This window comes from Clostridium zhoujianii (genome assembly GCF_051590805.1).
In the GTDB taxonomy this organism is placed as follows: domain Bacteria; phylum Bacillota; class Clostridia; order Clostridiales; family Clostridiaceae; genus Clostridium.
In genome coordinates, this window is record NZ_JBPUTF010000001.1 from 960,679 (window position 1) to 981,308 (window position 20,630).

23 protein-coding genes and 1 tRNA gene are annotated in these 20,630 nt (G+C 31.1%); 23 read left to right on the top strand and 1 reads right to left on the bottom strand.

The window, feature by feature from the left end; translation table 11 throughout:
* The 12 genes from ACSYT2_RS04535 to ACSYT2_RS04590 all read left to right on the top strand — a co-directional run bounded on the left by ACSYT2_RS04535 (position 1) and on the right by ACSYT2_RS04590 (position 9,194).
* Complete coding sequence (locus ACSYT2_RS04535) at positions 1-792, top strand: hypothetical protein (protein WP_438383767.1); 792 nt, start codon at positions 1-3, stop codon at positions 790-792.
* 9 nt (positions 793-801) lie between these two features.
* Positions 802-4,188 (top strand): hypothetical protein, encoded by a 3,387-nt coding sequence (locus ACSYT2_RS04540; protein WP_438383768.1) that lies wholly within the window; start codon positions 802-804, stop codon positions 4,186-4,188.
* A gap of 57 nt (positions 4,189-4,245) precedes the next feature.
* Positions 4,246-4,530, top strand: coding sequence for a hypothetical protein (locus ACSYT2_RS04545; protein WP_438383769.1), 285 nt, complete (start codon positions 4,246-4,248; stop codon positions 4,528-4,530).
* Positions 4,531-4,533: 3 nt separating this feature from the next.
* Positions 4,534-4,722 (top strand): hypothetical protein, encoded by a 189-nt coding sequence (locus tag ACSYT2_RS04550; RefSeq protein ID WP_438383771.1) that lies wholly within the window; start codon positions 4,534-4,536, stop codon positions 4,720-4,722.
* Between the two features lie 10 nt (positions 4,723-4,732).
* On the top strand, positions 4,733-5,467 hold the full coding sequence (locus tag ACSYT2_RS04555) for a glycoside hydrolase family protein (RefSeq protein WP_438383773.1): 735 nt from the start codon (positions 4,733-4,735) through the stop codon (positions 5,465-5,467).
* A gap of 151 nt (positions 5,468-5,618) precedes the next feature.
* Positions 5,619-5,882, top strand: a complete 264-nt coding sequence (locus tag ACSYT2_RS04560; protein WP_438383775.1) for a hypothetical protein — start codon at positions 5,619-5,621, stop codon at positions 5,880-5,882.
* A 182-nt stretch (positions 5,883-6,064) separates the two neighbouring features.
* The gene (locus ACSYT2_RS04565; RefSeq protein WP_438383777.1) at positions 6,065-6,514 is read left to right on the top strand and encodes a hypothetical protein; all 450 of its coding nucleotides are present in this window, start codon (positions 6,065-6,067) and stop codon (positions 6,512-6,514) included.
* A gap of 45 nt (positions 6,515-6,559) precedes the next feature.
* On the top strand, positions 6,560-6,724 hold the full coding sequence (locus ACSYT2_RS04570; RefSeq protein ID WP_438383778.1) for a hypothetical protein: 165 nt from the start codon (positions 6,560-6,562) through the stop codon (positions 6,722-6,724).
* Between the two features lie 95 nt (positions 6,725-6,819).
* Positions 6,820-6,975: a hypothetical protein gene (locus ACSYT2_RS04575; RefSeq protein ID WP_438383780.1), complete on the top strand. Its 156-nt coding sequence runs from the start codon at positions 6,820-6,822 to the stop codon at positions 6,973-6,975.
* Positions 6,976-6,984: 9 nt separating this feature from the next.
* The gene (locus ACSYT2_RS04580; RefSeq protein ID WP_438383782.1) at positions 6,985-7,935 is read left to right on the top strand and encodes a hypothetical protein; all 951 of its coding nucleotides are present in this window, start codon (positions 6,985-6,987) and stop codon (positions 7,933-7,935) included.
* Positions 7,936-8,103: 168 nt separating this feature from the next.
* On the top strand, positions 8,104-8,904 hold the full coding sequence (locus tag ACSYT2_RS04585) for a rolling circle replication-associated protein (RefSeq protein WP_438383783.1): 801 nt from the start codon (positions 8,104-8,106) through the stop codon (positions 8,902-8,904).
* Between the two features lie 5 nt (positions 8,905-8,909).
* Positions 8,910-9,194, top strand: a complete 285-nt coding sequence (locus tag ACSYT2_RS04590) for a hypothetical protein (protein ID WP_438383784.1) — start codon at positions 8,910-8,912, stop codon at positions 9,192-9,194.
* A 118-nt stretch (positions 9,195-9,312) separates the two neighbouring features.
* On the opposite strand, the gene ACSYT2_RS04595 is transcribed toward ACSYT2_RS04590, so the two are convergent.
* A tRNA-Glu gene (locus ACSYT2_RS04595) sits at positions 9,313-9,387 on the bottom strand.
* 234 nt (positions 9,388-9,621) lie between these two features.
* On the opposite strand from ACSYT2_RS04595, the gene ACSYT2_RS04600 reads away from it, so the two are divergent.
* The 11 genes from ACSYT2_RS04600 (at position 9,622) to ACSYT2_RS04650 (ending at position 20,522) form a co-directional block, all read left to right on the top strand.
* A complete protein-coding gene (locus ACSYT2_RS04600) occupies positions 9,622-10,407 on the top strand; it encodes an SDR family NAD(P)-dependent oxidoreductase (RefSeq protein ID WP_430856006.1) in 786 nt (261 codons plus the stop codon).
* A 252-nt stretch (positions 10,408-10,659) separates the two neighbouring features.
* Positions 10,660-10,980 (top strand): hypothetical protein, encoded by a 321-nt coding sequence (locus ACSYT2_RS04605; RefSeq protein ID WP_430856007.1) that lies wholly within the window; start codon positions 10,660-10,662, stop codon positions 10,978-10,980.
* A gap of 214 nt (positions 10,981-11,194) precedes the next feature.
* Positions 11,195-11,608 (top strand): EamA family transporter, encoded by a 414-nt coding sequence (locus ACSYT2_RS04610; RefSeq protein ID WP_430856683.1) that lies wholly within the window; start codon positions 11,195-11,197, stop codon positions 11,606-11,608.
* 631 nt (positions 11,609-12,239) lie between these two features.
* Positions 12,240-13,904, top strand: a complete 1,665-nt coding sequence (locus ACSYT2_RS04615) for a ribonuclease J (RefSeq protein ID WP_430856008.1) — start codon at positions 12,240-12,242, stop codon at positions 13,902-13,904.
* Positions 13,905-14,024: 120 nt separating this feature from the next.
* A complete protein-coding gene (locus ACSYT2_RS04620; RefSeq protein ID WP_438383786.1) occupies positions 14,025-14,693 on the top strand; it encodes a hypothetical protein in 669 nt (222 codons plus the stop codon).
* A 140-nt stretch (positions 14,694-14,833) separates the two neighbouring features.
* A complete protein-coding gene (gene sufC, locus ACSYT2_RS04625; protein ID WP_430856010.1) occupies positions 14,834-15,601 on the top strand; it encodes a Fe-S cluster assembly ATPase SufC in 768 nt (255 codons plus the stop codon).
* Positions 15,601-17,010, top strand: coding sequence for a Fe-S cluster assembly protein SufB (sufB, locus tag ACSYT2_RS04630; RefSeq protein WP_430856011.1), 1,410 nt, complete (start codon positions 15,601-15,603; stop codon positions 17,008-17,010). Before sufC ends, sufB begins: the two co-directional genes overlap by 1 nt.
* Positions 17,011-17,022: 12 nt before the next feature.
* On the top strand, positions 17,023-18,120 hold the full coding sequence (sufD, locus tag ACSYT2_RS04635) for a Fe-S cluster assembly protein SufD (RefSeq protein ID WP_438383789.1): 1,098 nt from the start codon (positions 17,023-17,025) through the stop codon (positions 18,118-18,120).
* Positions 18,113-19,333: an aminotransferase class V-fold PLP-dependent enzyme gene (locus ACSYT2_RS04640; RefSeq protein WP_438383791.1), complete on the top strand. Its 1,221-nt coding sequence runs from the start codon at positions 18,113-18,115 to the stop codon at positions 19,331-19,333. Before sufD ends, ACSYT2_RS04640 begins: the two co-directional genes overlap by 8 nt.
* A 1-nt stretch (position 19,334) precedes the next feature.
* On the top strand, positions 19,335-19,769 hold the full coding sequence (gene sufU, locus ACSYT2_RS04645) for a Fe-S cluster assembly sulfur transfer protein SufU (RefSeq protein WP_438383793.1): 435 nt from the start codon (positions 19,335-19,337) through the stop codon (positions 19,767-19,769).
* 51 nt (positions 19,770-19,820) lie between these two features.
* Positions 19,821-20,522 (top strand): Crp/Fnr family transcriptional regulator, encoded by a 702-nt coding sequence (locus tag ACSYT2_RS04650; protein WP_430856015.1) that lies wholly within the window; start codon positions 19,821-19,823, stop codon positions 20,520-20,522.
* The last annotated feature ends 108 nt before the right edge of the window (positions 20,523-20,630 follow it).

The following is a 20,630-nucleotide window of genomic DNA, read 5'->3' on the forward strand; positions in this document are numbered from 1 at the left end:
TTGGGTTATTTAGAGGATCAAACATCTAAAGTGAATTCACAATATGATAGTGAACTTGCAAGTAGAATACAAGCGATAAATAAGGCTAAGGAGCAAAGTGTTTTAGGGTTAAACAATCAGTATGATACTCAAGCAAAAGAATATAAAAATCAAAGAATAACAGCAGATACTCAGTCGGCTATGTCTAAGAAGAACAATAATGAGTTGATGGCTGCAATAGGTGCTTATAATAGTGGTGATAATATTACCGCGAATTCTAGAATAGATAATAATAGAGCAAGTGCTATAAAAGCTATTATGGGAGCTCAAAATGATTATAGAAAGATGACAGATGAAAAGATCAATGAAGCTAACTCAAATGCACAATATCAGATAAATGATACAACTAACTCTATTAATTCTCAAAGAGCACAAGCTTTAAGAGCAGTTCAAGAAGCGGAAAGGCAAAGGCAATTCCAAGAGCAAATGCAAAGAGAACAAATAGCTGCACAAGAAAGAGCAGCGGCGGCAAGTAGGGCTGCAGCAGCTCAAAAAGCAGCGGCTAGTTCTAGTAAATCAAGTGGTGGAACCTTTAATGATTTTTATGCTCAGTTTAAGGATTCTACTCGAAGTGGTTCAAAAGGTCAAGATGAAGCTAGAAATATGCTTAGTCAAGGAAAGGATAGCCTTGTTAGTAAATATGGCTATGCTAACTATAAAAAACTATATAATTGGTATTGGTCAGGACAGGCTCCTGAAAATAGTTATAGCAGTATGAAAGATAGTGATTTAATAGACTTTAATATTAGTTAGGAGGTTTATATGACTTATTTTGATGAGCTTAGAAATAAATTAAGTGGAGATTTTGAAAGTGGTTATAATACCAGAGTTGCTAATTATGAGATTAAAAGAAAAAAAGATGAAGAAGAAAGGCAACTATATAATAACAGCTTAAGCTCAAGACTTCCTACTACAAATACTCAAAAAACTAATTTAGGAGTCAATCCTCCTAGTGAGGTATTTGGAAAAGAATCATATGAATATTTTAAGAAGAACCATCCTGATACACCGGATGGTTTTTTTAGTGGATTGGGATATGCATTAGAGACTCCTTATAGGATACCGGTAATTAATAAAATATTTGGTAGTGCAAGTAAGACTATGGGTGGAGAAAAAGCTATAGCGGAAAATGCCCCTATGAATATGTATAAAGATACCACTGGAAATAAAGTTGTTGATAAAGTTGCTGAACTTGGTGGTAATATGCTTGGACTTGCAAGTTTTCAAGGACTTACACCAGGGCAGAATTTACTTAATGTAGGTGATGATATAGCAACAAGAGGAGCAAATGAACTAGGTAGTAAGATAAGTAATCCACTGTTAAACAAAATTACTACGGGAGCGGTTAGAGGTGCTATTGATAATTCAGTAGGTGAAGGACTCGATAATTTGAGGTTTAAAGGTGGAGAAGAGATAGGTAAAGATGTTTTAGAGGGTGCTTTGGGTGGTGCATTATTTGGTGGTACTCTAGGAGGTGCTAGTAGAGGTGTAGAGAAGATAAAAAACTTTAGTGATAATATTGAACCGTTGAAAAATGCTCCTCTTGTAGGGGCTTATAATGGCGAGAATTTAAGACCATCTTTGGACATCAAAAATCCTAAAAGTGATGGATTGAAATTACCTTCTTTAGAGTTACCAGTTAATAATATTAAGAAACCTAAATCCTTAGCATTGGATATTGAAAGACCTAAGGATAATATGAGTTTAGAAATTCCTATAGGAAAAGACATGTATAGTGAAGTAACTGGACCAGGACAAAATTTATCAATGAATAAATATAACACTATGAAAAATTCTCATTTTATGCAAGGTGATGATGTTCAGAAGGTTGTAGATGAAGTAAATGGAATCTACGATATTAAAGCAAATGCTCAAAGTTATGACAGAGCAACTAAGATGTTAGATGAAGATATGGAAGGAACTATTAAGCGTATCAGGAACAACGGTATTAAGTCAGCAGAGTACTCTGTAGCTAGTGGGTTAATAACTAACCGTCTTATTCAAGATGCTCGTACAAATGGCGATTACGGACAATTAAAAGAATGGCTTGAATATTCGAGGGGAGAAGCTACTAACTTAGGGCAAACTCTACAAGCTTTATCTACTTGGAAAAGGCTAAGTCCTGAAGGTACTTTAATGCAAATGCAGAAAATTACTGATAGTGCAAAAGAAAGTCTAAGTAAAAGAACTACTGATAAATTAAAGAAAGAACTGTCTAATGTCAAAGATAAAGAAATGATAAACGAAATAATGAAAAAGTATGATATTCCTGTATGGTCAGATGCTGAAATTGCCAAATTGATTGACAAATCGGAGTCAATTCAAAATATGTCTGATGGTAGAGAAAAGGATATTGCAGTTGCTCAGCTAAAAAAGGCTTTAGTTGAAAAAATCCCTTCTAGTAATACAGAAAAATATAGTGCTATGCAAAGAATGAATCTTTTACTTAATCCTAAAACAATGATTAGAAATCCTTTAGGAAATGTAGTTATGGGAACTTTAGAAAATGTTAAAGATATTCCAGCAACAGCTATTGATAAAGTAATGTCTAAATTTACAGGTGAGAGAACAACAGGGTTACCTAATTTAGGTGAACAACTAAAAGGCATGAAACAAGGACTAAAGGAAGTTGGAGAAGATTATAAGCTTGGAATTAATACATCTATGAGCCAAGGACAATATGAATTGCCTAGTACTAAAGCATTCAAGGGGAATAAGGGAATAGTAGACAAAGCGTTATCTAAGGCGGAGGACTTAACATCTACAGGGCTAAGGTTGGGTGATGAACCTTTTTACAAAGCTGCTTATAATGATGAAGTAAGAAGACAGATGAAACTTAAGGGTGTAACTGAGGTAACAGATGAAATAAAAGAAATTGCGAAAAGAACCGCTGAGGATAAAACTTTTCAGAACTCTTCAGGTATATCTGATGGAGCAAAAATGCTTCAGCAAGGTATGAATAAAATAGGAAACTCAATGATAGGAAAGGTTACTTCAAAGAATCCATTTGATTCATCTTTTGGAATAGGAAATATTGTAATGCCTTTTATTAAGACACCTGCCAATATAATGGATAAGGCAGTTGATTATTCACCTTTGGGTGGAATTAGAGGAATTGTAAACTTAGCAAAAGGAATTGCAACTGATGAATTAGATCAAAGGAAAGTAGTTGACCAATTAGCAAGAGGATTAACTGGTAGTGCTCTTATTGGAGCAGGGGCATTAATGGCACATGAGGGAGTTATTAATGGAAGTGGTCCAAAAGATAAAGAAGCAGCAGCATTGGAAAAACAATCAGGAAAGATGCCTTATTCAATAAAATCAGGAAATGTTTATAATTCTATTGACTGGATGCAACCGGCTGCTATTCCATTAATGATTGGAGCTGATGTTTATGAGAATATAAAAGGTAGTAAAGATATATTTAGTTCATTCATTGAAGGAGCCAAGACAGGTGGAGCAACGTTGTTTAATCAATCAATGTTGCAAGGATTATCTAAGCTATTTGGTGGATACGATAGTAATGCTGGTAATAATATGATGGAAGGGTTAGAGCAAACAGCGGTAAATGGATTAAGTCAGTTAGTTCCTTTTAACAGTGCTATGAAGGCTGTTAATGATGTTATTGATCCTAATACTAGAGATACGTATAGTGAATCTAATATAGGACGTGGCATCAATGGAATTAAGTCAAAGATACCTATACTGTCTCAAGGTTTAACTAAAAAAGTTGATACATTAGGAAATGAACAACAAAAATTTTATGGTGATGGAGCATTGAAGATGTTTAATACTTTAATTAATCCAGGTAAAACTAGTAAGTTTAATCCTAGTAAAGCCGAGAAAATTGCCTTAGATTTATATAATGATACAGGTGATGTTGCTCAAATGCCAAGGGTAGCTCCTAAGAGTTTTACCTATAAAGAGAAGAAGAATGCTCCAAGTTTAAAGATAAGCTTAACAGGTGAAGAAAAGAATCAAATGCAAAAATATATGGGTAAAGAAACAGAAAAAGCATTTAGTAGTATACCAAGTGGCTTAAGTAGTGAAGAGAAGTCAAAGAAAATGAAGGATATTTTAGAAGATGTACAGGAAAAGGCTAAGTTAGAGATTTTAAGGAAAAGGGGACTTAAATATTATAAAAAATAAAAGAGATTTAGATTAATTCTAAGTCTCTTTTTTTGTATTAAATTACTGGGGGTAATTATGGAAAATATACCGATAGCAATAATTTTTACAATCCTAGGTGGCATAATTGGTTTCTTAACATTCACAAGAAATAGGGATAAAGATATTAAAAATGAAAGTAAACAGGATGGAATCATTGAAACGAAATTGGATTATATAAGCAAAGGAGTTGATGATATTAGAATTGATAATAAAGCTAGAGATAAGCAAATACAAGATGTTGTAAAGGAATTAGCAGAAGTAAAACAGTCTGTAAAATCAGCACATCATAGAATTGATAATTTAGAAAAGGGAGATGTTTAAAAAGTGAAAGAAAGATTAATAAGAAAGTTGACAAGTGCAAGGTTTTTAATGTCTATTATATTAACAGTGGTTTTAAGCTACATGGCCATTAGAGGAACTATAACTGGAGAGCAATTCGTTCCATTGGTAACTATGGTTATAGCATTTTATTTTACAAAAGAAAAAAATCAAATAGAAGATAATCAGTTGTAGGGGTGGAGATATGAAAATAAGTGAAAAAGGTTTAAGCTTAATAAAAGAATTTGAGGGATGTCAATTAAGAGCCTATAGGTGTCCTAGTAATGTGTTGACGATTGGATGGGGACATACAGGGGATGTATGGGAAGGGCAAACAATTACACAAGATCAGGCAGATAACTTACTAGTAACAGATATGGTTGAGTACGAAAACTACGTTAATAATTGTAGAGAATTGACTTTCATACCTAATCAGAATCAATTTGATGCATTGACAAGTTTTGTTTATAATTGTGGACCTGGTAGCTTAAAGACTTTAGTACAGAATAGAGATGCCGGAGTAGTAGCCGATAAGTTATTGTTATACATTAATGGAGCATATGGACCACTGGCTGGATTAGTGAGAAGAAGAGAAGCAGAAAGGACATTATTCCTAAGTGGAGATAGGTTACCTATAGATCAACCAAGACAAGATACTGGATGGGTGTATAGATTACAGGATGAATGTAATGTTCAAGGATTTAGTAATCAAAAGGTAGACAATCTACCAGGGCCAGTTACATTAAAAGGATGTCCTACCATCAAACGTGGAGCTAAGGGGAGCATTACTAAATTGCTACAGGAAAAACTAGGAATAAATACTGATGGTAATTTTGGACCAGCTACAGAAGCAGCAGTAAAACAATTTCAAAGAAATAATGGATTAATAGCAGATGGTATTGTAGGTAAAAACACTTGGAATAAATTAATATATATGTAGTATAATATTTTATGTACTAATACTTACATAAAATAAGAAAACAAAAGAGGTAGTGGGTAGATTAATTTCTACCTGCTACCTCTTTTTTGCTTTACATACAAACAAATGTTCTCTATAATATAGTAAGGATTTATTTTAGGGAGCGGATAATATGAGCGAATTAAGAGAAATAGAAATGATTGCAGAGTTTAGTTTAGAAGGTGATATTAGACCAGTAAGGTTCAGGATTCACGAATGTGATGAGCCTGTAGTAGTTAAGATAGATAAGCTACTAGGAATACGGAAGATAAAGCCTAGAGGTTCTACATATCCGGTTAAAACGGTATATAAATGCAAGTGTATTTTTAGGGATATATGTAGGGATATGGACTTAATATATGAAACAGATACATACAAGTGGTATTTAAAAAGCTAGTAGGAATGAAACTACTAGCTTTTTATATTTATAGGAGAACTGGGATAGCTACCAATATTATAGCCATTACAGATAATTTCAATATTAAATTAACTTGAATATAACTCTTTTTCAAATTATCACCTCAGTAAATTATTGACAATATATTCAAGTATTATACAATTATCATGTGGGGGTGGATTATGAAAAAGATAATTAAAATTATTATTCCTATTGTTGGATTTATAATATGTTTTGCAATTATGATGTTAGGAAATCTAAAAATAAATGATTACAGAATAGCATCAGAAAAGGAAAAAGTGAAAATTAATTCAAAATATCAAGAAGATCTTAAGAAACATATGTTAAAAGAGCCTGAAAGAAAAGTATACACAGAAGATGAACCATTTACATTTGATAGAGGAATGAGAGCAGCAGAGGAGAACTTGAAGTGGGAAAAAAGCAAGCCCAAGGAACCTATAGAAGAATTGGAATTGGTTGAAAAAGAGTTCTCATCTAAACAGAATAGGGTATATTTAATCTATGGTGGTACAATGGTATTGATATTCACATTAAATATAATCTTTATATTAGTAAATCTGATAATGTTGATTGTTAAGAAGATAAAGAAAAGAAGTGTAATGAATTTATAATTATTACATTATGTGGTAAACTATTACTGTAAGGTGGTGTAAGTTATGCAGGACAAAAATAAATTCTCTATATCTTTTAAAAATACTGATAAAGAACAAGAATTAAAAAAATGGTTCATGGAGCAAAGTGAAATAATTGGTCCTGGTAACTATATAAAGCAATTGTTGTATAAAGAGATGATAAATCAGATAAAGGCTACAAAAGAGTAGTCTTTATTTTTTTATATATAATTTCGGAAATAGGAAACATTTTCGGAAATAGAGCATACATATAAACTATAAATCAAAACAAAAGGAATAGTTTAATGGAATGTGTAAACATCTATGAACTATGGGAAATTGAAATGCAGGATCATGTAAGAGAAGTGAGAAGGATTGGAGAAAGTAGAATTTATGTAGATACAATAGAATACATTGCATTTTTAGTAGATGGAAGTATGTACTCTATATTTCTAGAGTAACTTTAAACTATGTTATATATAAAATTATTAGCGATGTTTGTATCAGCATATGGCTCGATTTCTCTATTAACTCCACATGAAGTGAAAATTAAACGTGGGATAAAAAAGAGGTTTAGGCATTTTTTTAAAGATAAAAAGATTATTAACGTAGAGGAAAAAACTCCATATATAGACAACGTTGAATTATACAACTGGGGTTTTAAATCAACTATTGATATAAGTAGAATTTCTTCATTTGATGATATAGAAAAGAATGAAGACTATATTAAGCAGCTATTCAGGGCAAAGGAAGTTAAAATTACAAATGCTAAGGGAACAGCAATACTTGAAGTAATTAATAAAGAAGTTGGAGATGTTAAATATACTTATGTTAAATTACCACCTACAAGCCTATTGGTAGGCTATAACAATAAAGGTGAGGAAATTATCGTTGATATGAAAAAAACTCCACACATAGGGGTACAGGGTGCAAGTAATAGCGGCAAAAGTAAGATGGTTGAATTAGCATTAAGAAATTTAAAAAATGTAGATATTATTTTACTTAATGTATTTGAGGATGATTTTGTAACTATAAAAGGAAGACGAATTAACGGAAATGAGGATATACTAGATTACCTAAAAACTATAATTGATGAACCATATATTAGAGACAAACCTCTTTACTTAGTGCTGGATGAATTGAATGTGTTAGGAAAGGATAAGGCCATTAATAAAGCCATTATGGATGTATTAAGCCAAGCTAGGCATTTCAATATTTATCTTATTGCACTTGGTCAAAGTCTATTAAAGGAGTATTGCCCTTACAAGCAATTATTTAACGTAAGGATTACCTTTAGAGCTATAGACAAAAGTTCTATTAGTGCTTTTTTAGGATGCCCTGGACAAGACTCTGAATTATTACAAAGAGAGTTTATTTGTTATTCAGACAGTATTTATAGAGGAAAGTCATATCTATTATAAATTATTATGTAAAGAATTAATTGGCTGAGGCAGGAGTGTAGCAATCGTAGTTTTGAAATGCGAAGGTAAGCTTGCTTATTGTAGCATGCAGAAACGGAGAGAGCGGAGCGACTACCGAAGACAATAAGGCGAAGCCTAATAACTTGATAGTAGTGGGGTAATTCAAATATGGAAAGACTTTATAATCTAAAAATAATAACTTCAGGTGATAGATTAGAAATCTACAAGATGAATAACTATGCTGCAAGAACAAATTTCAAACGGGATCTAAAAGCTAAAGAGATAATTCTTAATGAGGAAAAGGGAAAAATTCAATCCCAAAAGGATAGAAAAGCAACCTTGAATAAGGCGAGAAATAACATTATGAGGCTTATTAAGGCTAATCCAGATATGACTACATTTATTACATTGACCTTTAGCAGAGTGCCCAATTACAAGGAGAGTAAGAGGTTGCTAAATATATTCTTTACTAAGTTAAGGAAAGAACATGATGGACTTAAATATATCTGGGTATTGGAGCTTGGGGAAAAGTATAAAAGGTTACATTATCATTTGCTTACTAATTTGCCTATAGGTGTAAAACTAAGTTCAAATTTTGAAGAGAAGACAGAAAATCATAAAAGATTTGAGGAATTATTTAGACAAGAGTATTGGGACCATGGGTTTATAGATATTCGTAACCTTAAGCAAGAGGATAATACAAATATAGCTTTGTATGTTAGTGCATATATAGTTAAGAGCCTTATAGATGTAAAAGTAGATGGTAGGGTATACAGCTATAGCCACAAAACAATGAATCGTCCTATTGAGACGAAAGTTTATTCAAATGACAATTTAGAACAATTACTGAGTAAATTTGATGATTATGATTTGATATTTTCAAATAGCTACAATATAGGTTTTACAGACTGGAAAGGTGAAAGAAAAGGTACAGTTACCTACTTAGATTTAAATAAAAAAGGAGAATGATTAATATGAAAATAAATAATATATGTTGTTTAGTTAGTTCTATCACTAAGAAGGAAAATCAAAATACCCATTTACCTTATTGGGCAGTAGGCTTAGTTAGTTTAGATGGAGAAGGCACATCAATAAATGTTAATGTAAAAGATGAAAGCATAGCAAATAGATTAAAGTTGATGTTCAAATATGATTTCAATTTGAGTTTATCATCTTCCCAGTATGGACTAAAGGTAGAAATGGCATCTAATAATCCAATAGCAAAAGAGTTAGGATCTATTCTTGGAAATGAAAAATAATTTATGTTAGGTTTTAAAATAAAATGTTGTTAAAATGTTGTTAAAATAAATAAAAGTATATATAATTGATGAAATAAAAAACTCTCAAAGCTAGTATTACTCAGCTTTGAGAGTATAATGGTAGTCCCTAGGGGAATCGAACCCCTGATTCCACCGTGAGAGGGTGGTGTCTTAACCTCTTGACCAAGAGACCGGAACAGTTGTTAGTATACCATATATTTCATTAAAAAGTAATCCTTGTTTTGAAGTGTTTGGACTACTATTTACTGTATATAGGTAAAAATTATAGTAGATACTCCAAAATCCTTTGTTTTACTTGAATATGCTACTATTGTAAATTCTTTAAGAGTGTTATAATAATAGTGATAATAGAGCACAGAATATTCTATTATATACTTTAATAAAAAGGTAAAGATTAGGTGGGATTATGGGAAAGGTTGCAGTAGTAACAGGAGCAACAAGTGGCTTTGGCAGAGTATTTAGTAGAAAACTAGCAAGTCAAGGATACGATTTAATTATTGTTGGAAGAAGAGAAGATATAATTAGTAAAGTAGCAGAGGATATTAAAAAAGAATATAAAATTAAAGTAGATGTTAATATATTTGACCTTACAGACAAAGATAGACTTAATGATTTTATAAGTAAGCTAGAAGAGAGAAATGACATTGAATTTTTAGTTAATAATGCAGGACATGGGGCAGATGATTCCTTTACTGAGGACAAGTATGAAAATCAAGAGGGAATGATAAATGTACATATTCTAGCAGCTGTTAAGTTATGCCATGTAGTAGCAAAGCAGATGAAAAGGAATAAGAAGGGATTTATAATTAATCTTAGTTCATTAGCATCTTTCAATGTATTTCCAACTTCAGCCATGTATTGTGCTACGAAATGTTTTTTAACAAGTTTTTCTCAATCTTTAGCAATGGAACTTAATAAATACAATATAAGAGTTCAAGCTTTATGTCCGGGTTTTGCCAGGACAGATTTTCATTCAAAATTAGATATGGATGAAAGTACACTAAAAAGTAAAGGAATTATTAGATGGATGACAGCAGAAGAAGTTGTAGATGTTTCTTTGAAAAATATAGAAAAGGAATTAAAGGTGATAGTTATACCTGGTTTCTTTAATAAGCTAATCTATCAATTACTAAAAGTGATACCTAAGAAAGTATATTATAAGGTTGCATCAAAAGGGTGGGATCTATTATAGAATTTACAAAAAATATATAATCATTATAATTATATGGGTGGACTAGTTTAATAAATAATATATAATTATATAGAGGGGATTAATTAAGTAATATTTTAATAAAAAATCTCTTATTGGATTTCTCATAATATTAAGGGGAGTGTTGAGATAAAGATTATTTATACAATCCTAGGGAGGGTTATACAAAAGTTTTAAATGAATTAACTCAAATAAAAATGATATGAATTTATAAGGTAGAAAGTAGGAATATTAATGGGCTTATTTGATGAAATGAAAAGAGCAGCAACAACAGGAAGGATAATGGCAGAAGTGAAACAGGCGGAAAAATATAAAGAAATAAAAGAAAAAGATGACAAAGAAAAGGCAGCGAATTACACAAAACAAGGAATAGCATTTTGTCCTAGATGTTGTGCAACGAATATAAAAACAACGAAGAAAAAGTATAGTATTGGGAGAGGTGAAAAAGGACCTCTATTAATGGATACAAAAGGAAAAATACTAGGATCACTAGTATGTAGAGATATAACACTAGTATGCCCATGTTGCGGCTATAAGTGGAAACCAACTAAGTAGAATCAATATTTTATATTGGTTCTTTTATTTTGATTAAATTATGATGGGATATAGTTATAATTTGTTTGAAAAGAAATGAAGATAATAATGATAATATTTCTCAATAGTGTAGAAAATATATTGCCACTTTGATATATTATAAGAAGAGGTATTCATATAGTAGTAAGAAATTAAGGAGGTTAATAATTTGATATCATTACAAGGAGGAAAGAAAATGTGGGTGTTATTTGCGATTTTATCGGCATTGTTTGCTGCCTTAACTTCAATTTTAGCTAAGATGGGAATAAACAATATTAATTCTAATCTAGCAACAGCAATACGTACTGTAGTAGTTCTTGTTATGGCATGGGGAATAGTGTTTATTACAGGAACTCAGAATGAAGTGGCGAATATTAGTACAAAATCATGGGTGTTTTTAGTTCTATCTGGAATAGCTACAGGTTTGTCTTGGTTATGTTATTTTAAGGCACTACAGATGGGGGATGCATCAAAGGTAGTCCCTATAGATAAGTTTAGTGTAGTTATTACTATGGTGTTAGCATTTATTATTTTAGGGGAGACAGTTACTGTAAAAACAGTAATTGGAGGTCTTTTAATTACTGCAGGAACATTTGTACTTATACTTTAATATATTTTTAAAATTAAAAAACACCAAGTCATAAATTATATTTAAAGATATTTATGCTTGGTGAAAAGGCCTTTAAATCCTGTTACTTAGTAAAATTTGCATAGAAAAAAGAGGATAAAGAATGATTATTATAGCTATAATAAATATATAAATATATAAATTCTAAAATATCTGTTTGATTATTTTCTAAATTTAGTATACACTTATAGTAGATGAGAGAGGATGTATGTAAAAAAAGATGAATGAATATATAGAATTATATTTATTCAAGTTTTTTTAGATGCGTTAAGAAGGGTTTATTATAAGAATTAATACTTGAATTACAATGACTCTAAACTTACTTAGCTATGTAGTATTGAATATAGAAATAGATCAGTGAAGCGGTTAGAGACTGATGTTGATCAATATATGCATAGATTGGGTAGGAGAAGACTAGGTTTATAAGGATATCTTCAACGGTTTATTACAGAGGATTATCCATAACTAGTAAAATTGAAGAGCAGAAGAATTACATGAGATTATAAGGACTTATTTTTGTACGCTTTTTTAAATAAACAAATTAAATTATGATTAAATGTAGATGTAAATTTATTTTGAAAGTGAAAGTAAATTTACAAGATAGGAGAAAATTGTGCAAAAGAATAAGAAGATAAAGATAATCCCATTAGGGGGACTAGGTGAAGTAGGAAAGAATATTACTGCTTTTGAGTATGAGGATCAAATAGTAATCGTGGATTGTGGTTTAGCATTTCCAGATGAAGAATTATTTGGAATAGATTTAGTTATTCCTGATATTGCATACCTTAAGAAGAATAGAAGTAAAGTAAAAGGAATATTTATAACACATGGACACGAAGATCATATAGGTGCATTGCCATACGTATTAAAAGAATTAAATGTACCAGTATATGGAACAAGATTAACTTTAGGGTTAGTTGAAAATAAGCTTACAGAACATGGAATATTAAAGGACTGCACATTAAATGTAGTTGAGCAAGGAGATACTGTAACCGTAGATGATTTTAAAGTGGAGTTCATTAGAACAAACCATAGTATAGCAGATAGTTGTGCTCTAGCAATACACACACCAGTTGGTGTCATTGTCCATACAGGGGACTTTAAGATTGATTATACTCCAATTGATGGAAAAGTAATTGATTTAGCTAGATTAGCTCAACTAGGTAAAAGAGGAGTATTACTATTAATGGCGGATAGTACAAATGTTAGCCATGCAGGATATACTTTATCAGAGAGAGCAGTTGGTGAAACCTTAGATAAGTATTTTGGTAAAGCTAAGGGTAGAGTTATTGTTGCTACATTTGCATCAAATATTCATAGAATACAACAAATTGTTAACACTTGTATGAAGACTAATAGAAAGATTGCTTTCAGTGGACGTAGTATGGAGAAAATATCTGAAGTAGCCATTAGACTTGGATACTTAGATATGCCAGAGGGTATGTTAATTGATTTAAGTGAAATTAATAAGTATGCAAACGATAGATTAACTATTATTACTACAGGAAGTCAAGGGGAACCGATGGCTGCATTAAGTAGAATAGCTGCTGGTAATCATAGAAGTATTCAAATTGAAAAAGATGACATGGTTATAGTATCAGCAACACCAATTCCAGGAAATGAGAAAGCTGTATCAAATATTGTAAATGATTTAACTAGAAGAGGGGCAGATGTAATCTATAAAACTGCAGAACCTATTCACGTTTCAGGTCATGCTTGTGAAGCTGAATTACAGTTAATGCAAGCATTAGTTAAACCAAAATTCTTCTTGCCTATTCATGGTGAGTACAAAATGCTTAAAAAGCATTTAGAACTTGCAGAAACTATGGGGGTTAAGAGAGAGAATATTACAATTCTTGAAAATGGTGATGTTTTTGAACTTACTAGAAAAACAGGAAAAGTAGTTGGTAAAGTACCATCAGGTAGAGTGCTTATAGATGGTAGTGGTGTAGGAGATGTAGGTAATATAGTCCTTAGAGATAGAAAATCCCTTTCTCAAGACGGTATAATTACAGTAGTAGTTGCAATCAATAAAGAAAGTAAGACTATAACATCAGGACCAGATATAATAACTAGAGGATTCGTTTACGTTAGAGATTCAGAAGCTTTAATGGGAGAGCTTAGAAGAATAAGTTATAAAGCTGTTGAAGGTTGTCTTGAAGAAAATGTTACTCAATGGTCTGAAATTAAACGTAAGCTAAGAAATGATGTTAGTAGTTATGTTTATGAAAATATTAAGAGAAGACCTATGATAGTACCAGTTATCGTAGAAATATAAAAAGTTAAAAAGGCTATATCTAATTGATATAGCCTTTTTTATTATGTAGATATAAAGAAAAATATTTTGTAATAATTTGGTATATGTGCTAATGTAATAATGTGAGATTAGGGGGGGAAGATGAAAAAAATTAATAGAACATTAGTGTTAGGGTTGGTAATGATTTTAACTACATCTTTATTTTTTGTAGGATGTATAGGTGAATCAAAACAAGCAGATAAAGTTGCAGAAGCAATCTATGATTTATTTATATTAGAAGATTCAACTAAGATAGAGGGAATTGGATTTAGCAAGGAAGAAGTTGAAAAGAGTAATATGACTAAGGCAATATATATGGAGGAAAGTAAAAAGGAGCTTGAAGGTGAGAAACTTATTGTTACAGATGAAGAATTAGAAACTCTTTACGTTGTTTTAAAAGAACGTTTAAAGAAGTTAACTGTAACTACAGAAATTATATCGGAAGATAAAGAAACTACTGTTGTAAAAGTTAAAACTACATTTTTATATTTAAAAGATGCAGCTATAGAAGCAGGTGAATATACTTTAAAAGAAGCTCAGAATGTGGAAGCAATTAGTGAGTCAGATTATTATAATAAAATTTCTAATATCTACATAAGCAAGTATATAGATAATATTAAAATATTAGAACCTTCAGTAGCGGTTAAAGAAAAAACTTTTGAATTTGAAAAACAGTATGTGAAAAATGAGGATAATACTATCAAGTTATGGGTTCCAAAGGATGCAAAAGAGTTTGGTGAAGTGACAATGCAAATGTGTTTAGGAATATAATAATATTAACTAGGAGATGGCTCTCCTAGTATTTTTTTTGCAAAAGTGTGATTTGAATCACATTTTATTTACCTAAGTGAATATATAATAAATATAAAGCAGAGTGAAATACTCGGGATTAGAAAATAGGAGATGATACCATGAAGGGCAATTTATTGAATATAGAAAATTTAAAGGTAAATGTAGAGGATAAGGAAATCCTAAAAGGATTAGATTTAAATATAAACAAAGGTGAAGTACATGTAATAATGGGACCAAATGGAGCAGGTAAGTCAACTTTGGCAAATGCGTTAATGAACCATCCTAGATACGTAAGAAAGAACGGCGATATAGTTTTAAATAACGAAAATATAAATGAACTAAAAACAGACGAAAGAGCAAGAAAAGGATTATTCTTATCTTTCCAATATCCAGAAGAGGTTCCAGGAATAACTGTAGAAAACTTCTTAAAGAGTACAATTAAGACTATGGGAACAGGAATTCTAGGTCATATGAAGTTTGAACTTGATTTAAAAAGAATAATGAATGAATTAAAAATAGATGAAAATTACGCTAAGAGATACTTAAATGTTGGTTTCTCTGGTGGGGAAAAGAAGAAAAATGAAATTCTTCAAATGTTAATGTTAGAACCACAACTTGCAATTTTAGATGAGTCTGATTCAGGACTAGATGTTGATGCTATAAGAGTTGTTTCAAAAGGAATTAATATGTTCTTAAATGAAAATAATTCAGTACTTATTATAACTCATAATACAAAAATACTAGAAAATTTAAAGCCAGATTATGTACATGTTCTTGTAGATGGGAAAATAGTAAAAACTGGAGATGCAACTTTAGCTAAGGAAATTGAAAAAATAGGTTATGAAAGTTTTAAAAAAGGCATTAACGAGCTTGGTGGTGAGAAATAATGGGAGAAAAGAAAAGAACAGAAATTGATGAAATGGATAGAGGTATATACGATGTAAAGAATGAAGACGTATATAGCTTTAAGTCAGAGAAAGGTTTAACAGAGGATATAGTAAGAACTATATCAGAAGAAAAAGATGAACCAGAATGGATGCTAAAGCTAAGATTGAAGGCTTTGGAAATATATAATAAATTAGAATTACCATCTTGGGGACCATCCCTAGATGAACTAGACATGGATAGTATTGTAACTTATGTTCGTCCTAAGTCTGATTTAAAGGGAAGTTGGGATGAGGTTCCTGAAGATATTAAGAAAACCTTTGATCTTTTAGGAATACCAGAAGCTGAAAAAACTTCACTTGCAGGAGTTGGTGCTCAGTATGACTCAGAAGTTGTTTACCATAGTATTAAGGATGAGCTTGTAGCGCAAGGTGTAATTTATACTGACATGGAAACAGCAGTGAAGGAACATGAAGATTTAGTAAAGGAATACTTCATGAAATGTGTTACGGCTAATGATCATAAATTTGTAGCCTTACATGGAGCAGTATGGTCAGGAGGATCATTCGTTTATGTACCTAAAGGGGTTCATGTAGATATACCACTTCAGTCATACTTTAGATTGAACTCTCCAGGAGCAGGACAATTCGAGCACACTTTAATAATAGTAGATGAAGGAGCAAGTCTTCATTTTATTGAAGGATGTTCAGCACCTAAATATAACTCAATAAATTTACATGCAGGTTGTGTTGAGTTATTTGTTAAAGAAAATGCAAAATTAAGATATAGTACCATAGAAAACTGGTCAAAGAATATGCTTAATTTAAATACTAAAAGATCAATAGTTGAAAAAAATGGGTCAATAGAATGGGTATCTGGTTCATTTGGATCAAGAATATCTATGTTATATCCAATGAGTATTTTAAAGGGTGATGGAGCAAAGGCTGACTTCACAGGGGTATCTTTCGCAGGTAAAGGACAGACTCTAGATACTGGAGCAAAGATGGTTCATGCTGCACCAAATACTTCATCAACAATAAATTCAAAATCTATATCAAAAAGTGGTGGAACTGCCATCTATAGAGGTGTAGTAAAGATAAATAGTAATGCTTATAATTCAAAATCATCTGTATCTTGTGAATCTTTAATGTTAGATAGCATATCAAAATCTGATACTATTCCTGTTATGGATATATTAAATGATGATGTTAATATTGGACACGAAGCAAAGATTGGTAAGATAAGCGATGATGCAATTTTCTATCTTATGAGTAGAGGTTTAAGTGAAGAAGAGGCTAAGGGAATGATAGTTAGAGGCTTTGTTGAACCAATATCAAAGGAATTACCTCTAGAGTATGCGGTAGAGATGAATAAGTTAATTAGTTTAGAGCTAGAGGGAAGTATAGGATAGGAAGTGAGTGTAATGAATAGTAACAAATACATTAATATAAATGAAACTCCAGTAAGAACAAAATCTTGGGTTGGAGTTAATGATATTAGTTTAAAAGATTATAAAGGTTTAGAAATAAAAGAATTTACTAATAGTAACTTATATTTTGGAGAAGGTGCTACAGTAAAAAAGTTAGAACTTTGTAAACATGAGAAGTTATCAAATAATCTTATTTATGGTGTTGGAAGAGAATTAACTAAGGAAGCGGATAATTTATACAATAAAGGATATATAGTTAAAATTGATAAGGATATAGAATTAGAAGAACCAATAGTAATTAAGTTTGATATGGATGGTTATAACAATTCCTTAGTAGATAATTTAAATATTATTGCAGAAGAAGGAAGTAAGGCTACTATAGTCATTAACTATAAGTCTTGGGATGATAAAGAAGGATATCATAATGGAGTATGTAGGGTAGTTGCCAAAAAGGGTAGTGACCTAAAGATAATAAAAGTCAATCTCCTAAATAATAATACAGGGAATTTTGATTCTATTGAAGGAACAGTTGAGGAAGGTGCCAATATAGACTATGTAGCAATTGATTTTGGTGGGAAATATAGTGTAACTAATTACCATGGAGATTTAGTTGGGAACAAGGGATCGTCAACAATAAATTCTATTTATCTTGGAGATGATAAAAAGACTATTGATATTAATTATATTATGACACATAAGGGAAAAGGAACTAAGTCTAAAATAGTTACAAATGGAGCTTTAAAGGATGAATCAAAAAAGACCTTTAAGGGTACTATTGATTTTAAAAGAGGAGCTTCTAAAAGTGAAGGGGCAGAAAGTGAATATTGCATGTTACTTTCAGAAAAGGCAAGATCAAAAGCAATGCCATTATTACTTTGTGAAGAGGATGATGTATCAGGAGAACATGCAGCTTCATCAGGAAATATTGATGAAAACAAATTGTTCTACCTTATGAGCAGAGGTTTAAGCTATAAAGAAGCAAGAAAGGTTATAGTGCAAGGAGCCTTTAATCCAATAATAGATATGATACCAGTAGATGATATAAGAGAAGAAGTATTAGCAGAATTAGATAGGAGGTTAGTAAATGGTTAAAAAAGATATATTGCAGGACTTTCCAATATTACAAGATGATAAATTAGTATATTTAGATAGTGCAGCTACTACGCAAAAGCCTAAAGCAGTACTTGAAGCTATTGAAGGATATTATAAAGAACAGAATGCTAACCCCCATAGAGGAGCTTATAACTTAAGTATATTATCAACTGATGCTTATGATAAAGCAAGGGTAAAGATTCAGAAATTTATAGATGCAGAGGATTCTAGGGAAGTGATTTTCACAAAGAATGCAACAGAAGGATTCAATTTAATTGCTGAATCCTATGGTATGGATAATATTAATGAAGGTGATGAAATAGTAATTTCAATTTTGGAGCATCATTCTAATTTAATTCCATGGCAAAGAGTAGCTAGAGTAAAAAATGCAAAGCTTAAATATCTATATATAGATGAAAATGGGGAAATATCTAAGGAAGAAATAGAAAGTAAAATTACTGATAAAACTAAGATTGTAAGTATAACTCAAGTATCTAATGCCCTTGGAACTATTAATCCTGTGAAGGAAATCGCAGCTTATGCACATTCTAAAGGTGCTGTAGTTATAGTTGATGGAGCTCAGAGTGTACCACATATGAAGGTGAGTGTTAGGGATTTAGATGCAGATTTCTTAGTATTCTCTGGACATAAACTACTAGGACCTATGGGTATTGGAGTAGTTTATGGTAAGAAAAATTTATTGGAAAATATGAGTCCATATATATTAGGTGGAGACATGATAGAGTACGTTTATGAGGATAGTGCAACCTATGCAGAAATACCTTGTAAGTTTGAAGCAGGTACTCAAAATGTTGAAGCAGCTGTAGGACTTGGGTTAGCAATAGATTATTTAAATGAAATAGGGTTAGAAAATATTAAAGAGTTAGAAGAAAGTCTTATATCTTATGGAGTTGAGAAGTTATCAGAACTAGACTATGTTACTGTATATGGGCCAAAGGACATCAGAAAGAGGAGCGGTGTAATTTCCTTTGCTATTGATGGAATTCATCCTCATGATGTAGCTTCATTATTAGATAGTTATGGTATAGCAATTAGATCAGGTAATCATTGTGCACAACCATTAATGAGATATATGAATATTAATTCTACTTGTAGGGCTAGCGTCTATCTATATAATACAAGAGAAGATATAGATAAATTAGTTAATGGAGTAGAAAGAATCTATAATAAATTTAAAGAGTGGAGGAAATAGAATGGATTTAGATGCAATTTATACAGAGTTAATAATGGAGCACAGCACTTCAAAACGAAACAAAAGAAAAATAGATAATCCAGATATTTCTGAGAAAGGCCACAATCCAAGCTGCGGTGATGAAATTGAATTAGAAATTAAATTCAATGGAGATATTGTTGAAGATTTAGCCTTCACAGGCGATGGATGTGCTATTTCTCAAGCTTCAACTTCAATGATGATAGATTTATTAAAGGGAAAAAGTAAAAAAGAAGCATTAAACCTAGCAGATACATTTATTAAGATGATAAAAAGAGATATAATAGAAGATGAAAAATTATTAATCTTAGAGGATGCTATGGTTTTAAAGAATATTTCCAATATGCCAGCAAGGGTAAAATGTGCAGTTTTAGCTTGGCATACTTTAAAGGAAGCTATAGATAAAGAAGAAAACTAAAAATTTAAGATTGATAATTTGAATATTTTAAAGGTGGAATATGGTGGTATTATGAAGTGCTGTTGTTCAAATTGTAGTAAGGATATTTGTTTAAAGAAAGTATCTTTATTCAATTCTTTATCAGATGAAGAACTTTTAGATATTAGACAAAATGTTGTTTCTAAAGAATATTCAAAAGGAGATCTTATTTTTAGAGAAGGAAGTAATGGGAAAACCCTTTATTTTATAAATGAAGGTAAAATAAAGTTATATAAGTATACTAAATACGGAAAAGAGCAGATATTACACATACTATCTGATGGTGACTTTTTTGGTGAATTAAACTTACTTAAAGATTCAAGTTATAAGTTTAATGCTATGGCACTATCAGATTGTAAGATTTGTTCACTAAGTAAGGATGAACTAAAAAGTATAATAATGAAGAATCCTGAAATAGGAATAAAGATACTAGAAATTCTAGCAGAGAGGTTATCAGATACAGAAAGTCTTGTTCAAAACATCGCTAGTAATGATGGTGATTCAAGAATAGCATATTTATTAATTGAATTAGCAGAAAAGTATGGGGAGCCTGTTGGAGAGTATATTAATATAGATCTACCTATATTAAGAGATGATATGGCTAACTATACAGGAGTAACTAGGGAAACTATTAGTAGAAAACTTAGGAAGTTCCATGATGATAAATTAATTAAGGTTGTAGGGACAAAGAAAATAGTTATTCTAGATAAAAAAGGATTAAAAGAGTATATATAAGCAATAACTTAACAAGTGAAATATTTTTCTATTACATTAGGATATTAATAGTGTTCTATTGTTATAAAATAAAATCCCAGGAGTATAAGAGCTATACTTCTGGGATTT

Excerpts from the sequence above, each read along its gene's own strand:
- sufD (WP_438383789.1), top strand. The coding sequence starts at position 17,023 with ATGAATAGTAACAAATACATTAATATAAATGAAACTCCAGTAAGAACA.
- ACSYT2_RS04580 (WP_438383782.1), top strand. The coding sequence starts at position 6,985 with ATGTTATATATAAAATTATTAGCGATGTTTGTATCAGCATATGGCTCG.
- ACSYT2_RS04605 (WP_430856007.1), top strand. The coding sequence starts at position 10,660 with ATGGGCTTATTTGATGAAATGAAAAGAGCAGCAACAACAGGAAGGATA.
- sufB (WP_430856011.1), top strand. The coding sequence starts at position 15,601 with ATGGGAGAAAAGAAAAGAACAGAAATTGATGAAATGGATAGAGGTATA.
- ACSYT2_RS04590 (WP_438383784.1), top strand. The coding sequence starts at position 8,910 with ATGAAAATAAATAATATATGTTGTTTAGTTAGTTCTATCACTAAGAAG.
- ACSYT2_RS04555 (WP_438383773.1), top strand. The coding sequence starts at position 4,733 with ATGAAAATAAGTGAAAAAGGTTTAAGCTTAATAAAAGAATTTGAGGGA.
- ACSYT2_RS04565 (WP_438383777.1), top strand. The coding sequence starts at position 6,065 with ATGAAAAAGATAATTAAAATTATTATTCCTATTGTTGGATTTATAATA.
- ACSYT2_RS04540 (WP_438383768.1), top strand. The coding sequence starts at position 802 with ATGACTTATTTTGATGAGCTTAGAAATAAATTAAGTGGAGATTTTGAA.
- ACSYT2_RS04575 (WP_438383780.1), top strand. The coding sequence starts at position 6,820 with ATGGAATGTGTAAACATCTATGAACTATGGGAAATTGAAATGCAGGAT.
- sufU (WP_438383793.1), top strand. The coding sequence starts at position 19,335 with ATGGATTTAGATGCAATTTATACAGAGTTAATAATGGAGCACAGCACT.
- ACSYT2_RS04620 (WP_438383786.1), top strand. The coding sequence starts at position 14,025 with ATGAAAAAAATTAATAGAACATTAGTGTTAGGGTTGGTAATGATTTTA.
- ACSYT2_RS04585 (WP_438383783.1), top strand. The coding sequence starts at position 8,104 with ATGGAAAGACTTTATAATCTAAAAATAATAACTTCAGGTGATAGATTA.
- ACSYT2_RS04560 (WP_438383775.1), top strand. The coding sequence starts at position 5,619 with ATGAGCGAATTAAGAGAAATAGAAATGATTGCAGAGTTTAGTTTAGAA.
- ACSYT2_RS04600 (WP_430856006.1), top strand. The coding sequence starts at position 9,622 with ATGGGAAAGGTTGCAGTAGTAACAGGAGCAACAAGTGGCTTTGGCAGA.
- ACSYT2_RS04570 (WP_438383778.1), top strand. The coding sequence starts at position 6,560 with ATGCAGGACAAAAATAAATTCTCTATATCTTTTAAAAATACTGATAAA.
- ACSYT2_RS04545 (WP_438383769.1), top strand. The coding sequence starts at position 4,246 with ATGGAAAATATACCGATAGCAATAATTTTTACAATCCTAGGTGGCATA.
- ACSYT2_RS04650 (WP_430856015.1), top strand. The coding sequence starts at position 19,821 with ATGAAGTGCTGTTGTTCAAATTGTAGTAAGGATATTTGTTTAAAGAAA.
- ACSYT2_RS04610 (WP_430856683.1), top strand. The coding sequence starts at position 11,195 with ATGTGGGTGTTATTTGCGATTTTATCGGCATTGTTTGCTGCCTTAACT.
- ACSYT2_RS04640 (WP_438383791.1), top strand. The coding sequence starts at position 18,113 with ATGGTTAAAAAAGATATATTGCAGGACTTTCCAATATTACAAGATGAT.
- sufC (WP_430856010.1), top strand. The coding sequence starts at position 14,834 with ATGAAGGGCAATTTATTGAATATAGAAAATTTAAAGGTAAATGTAGAG.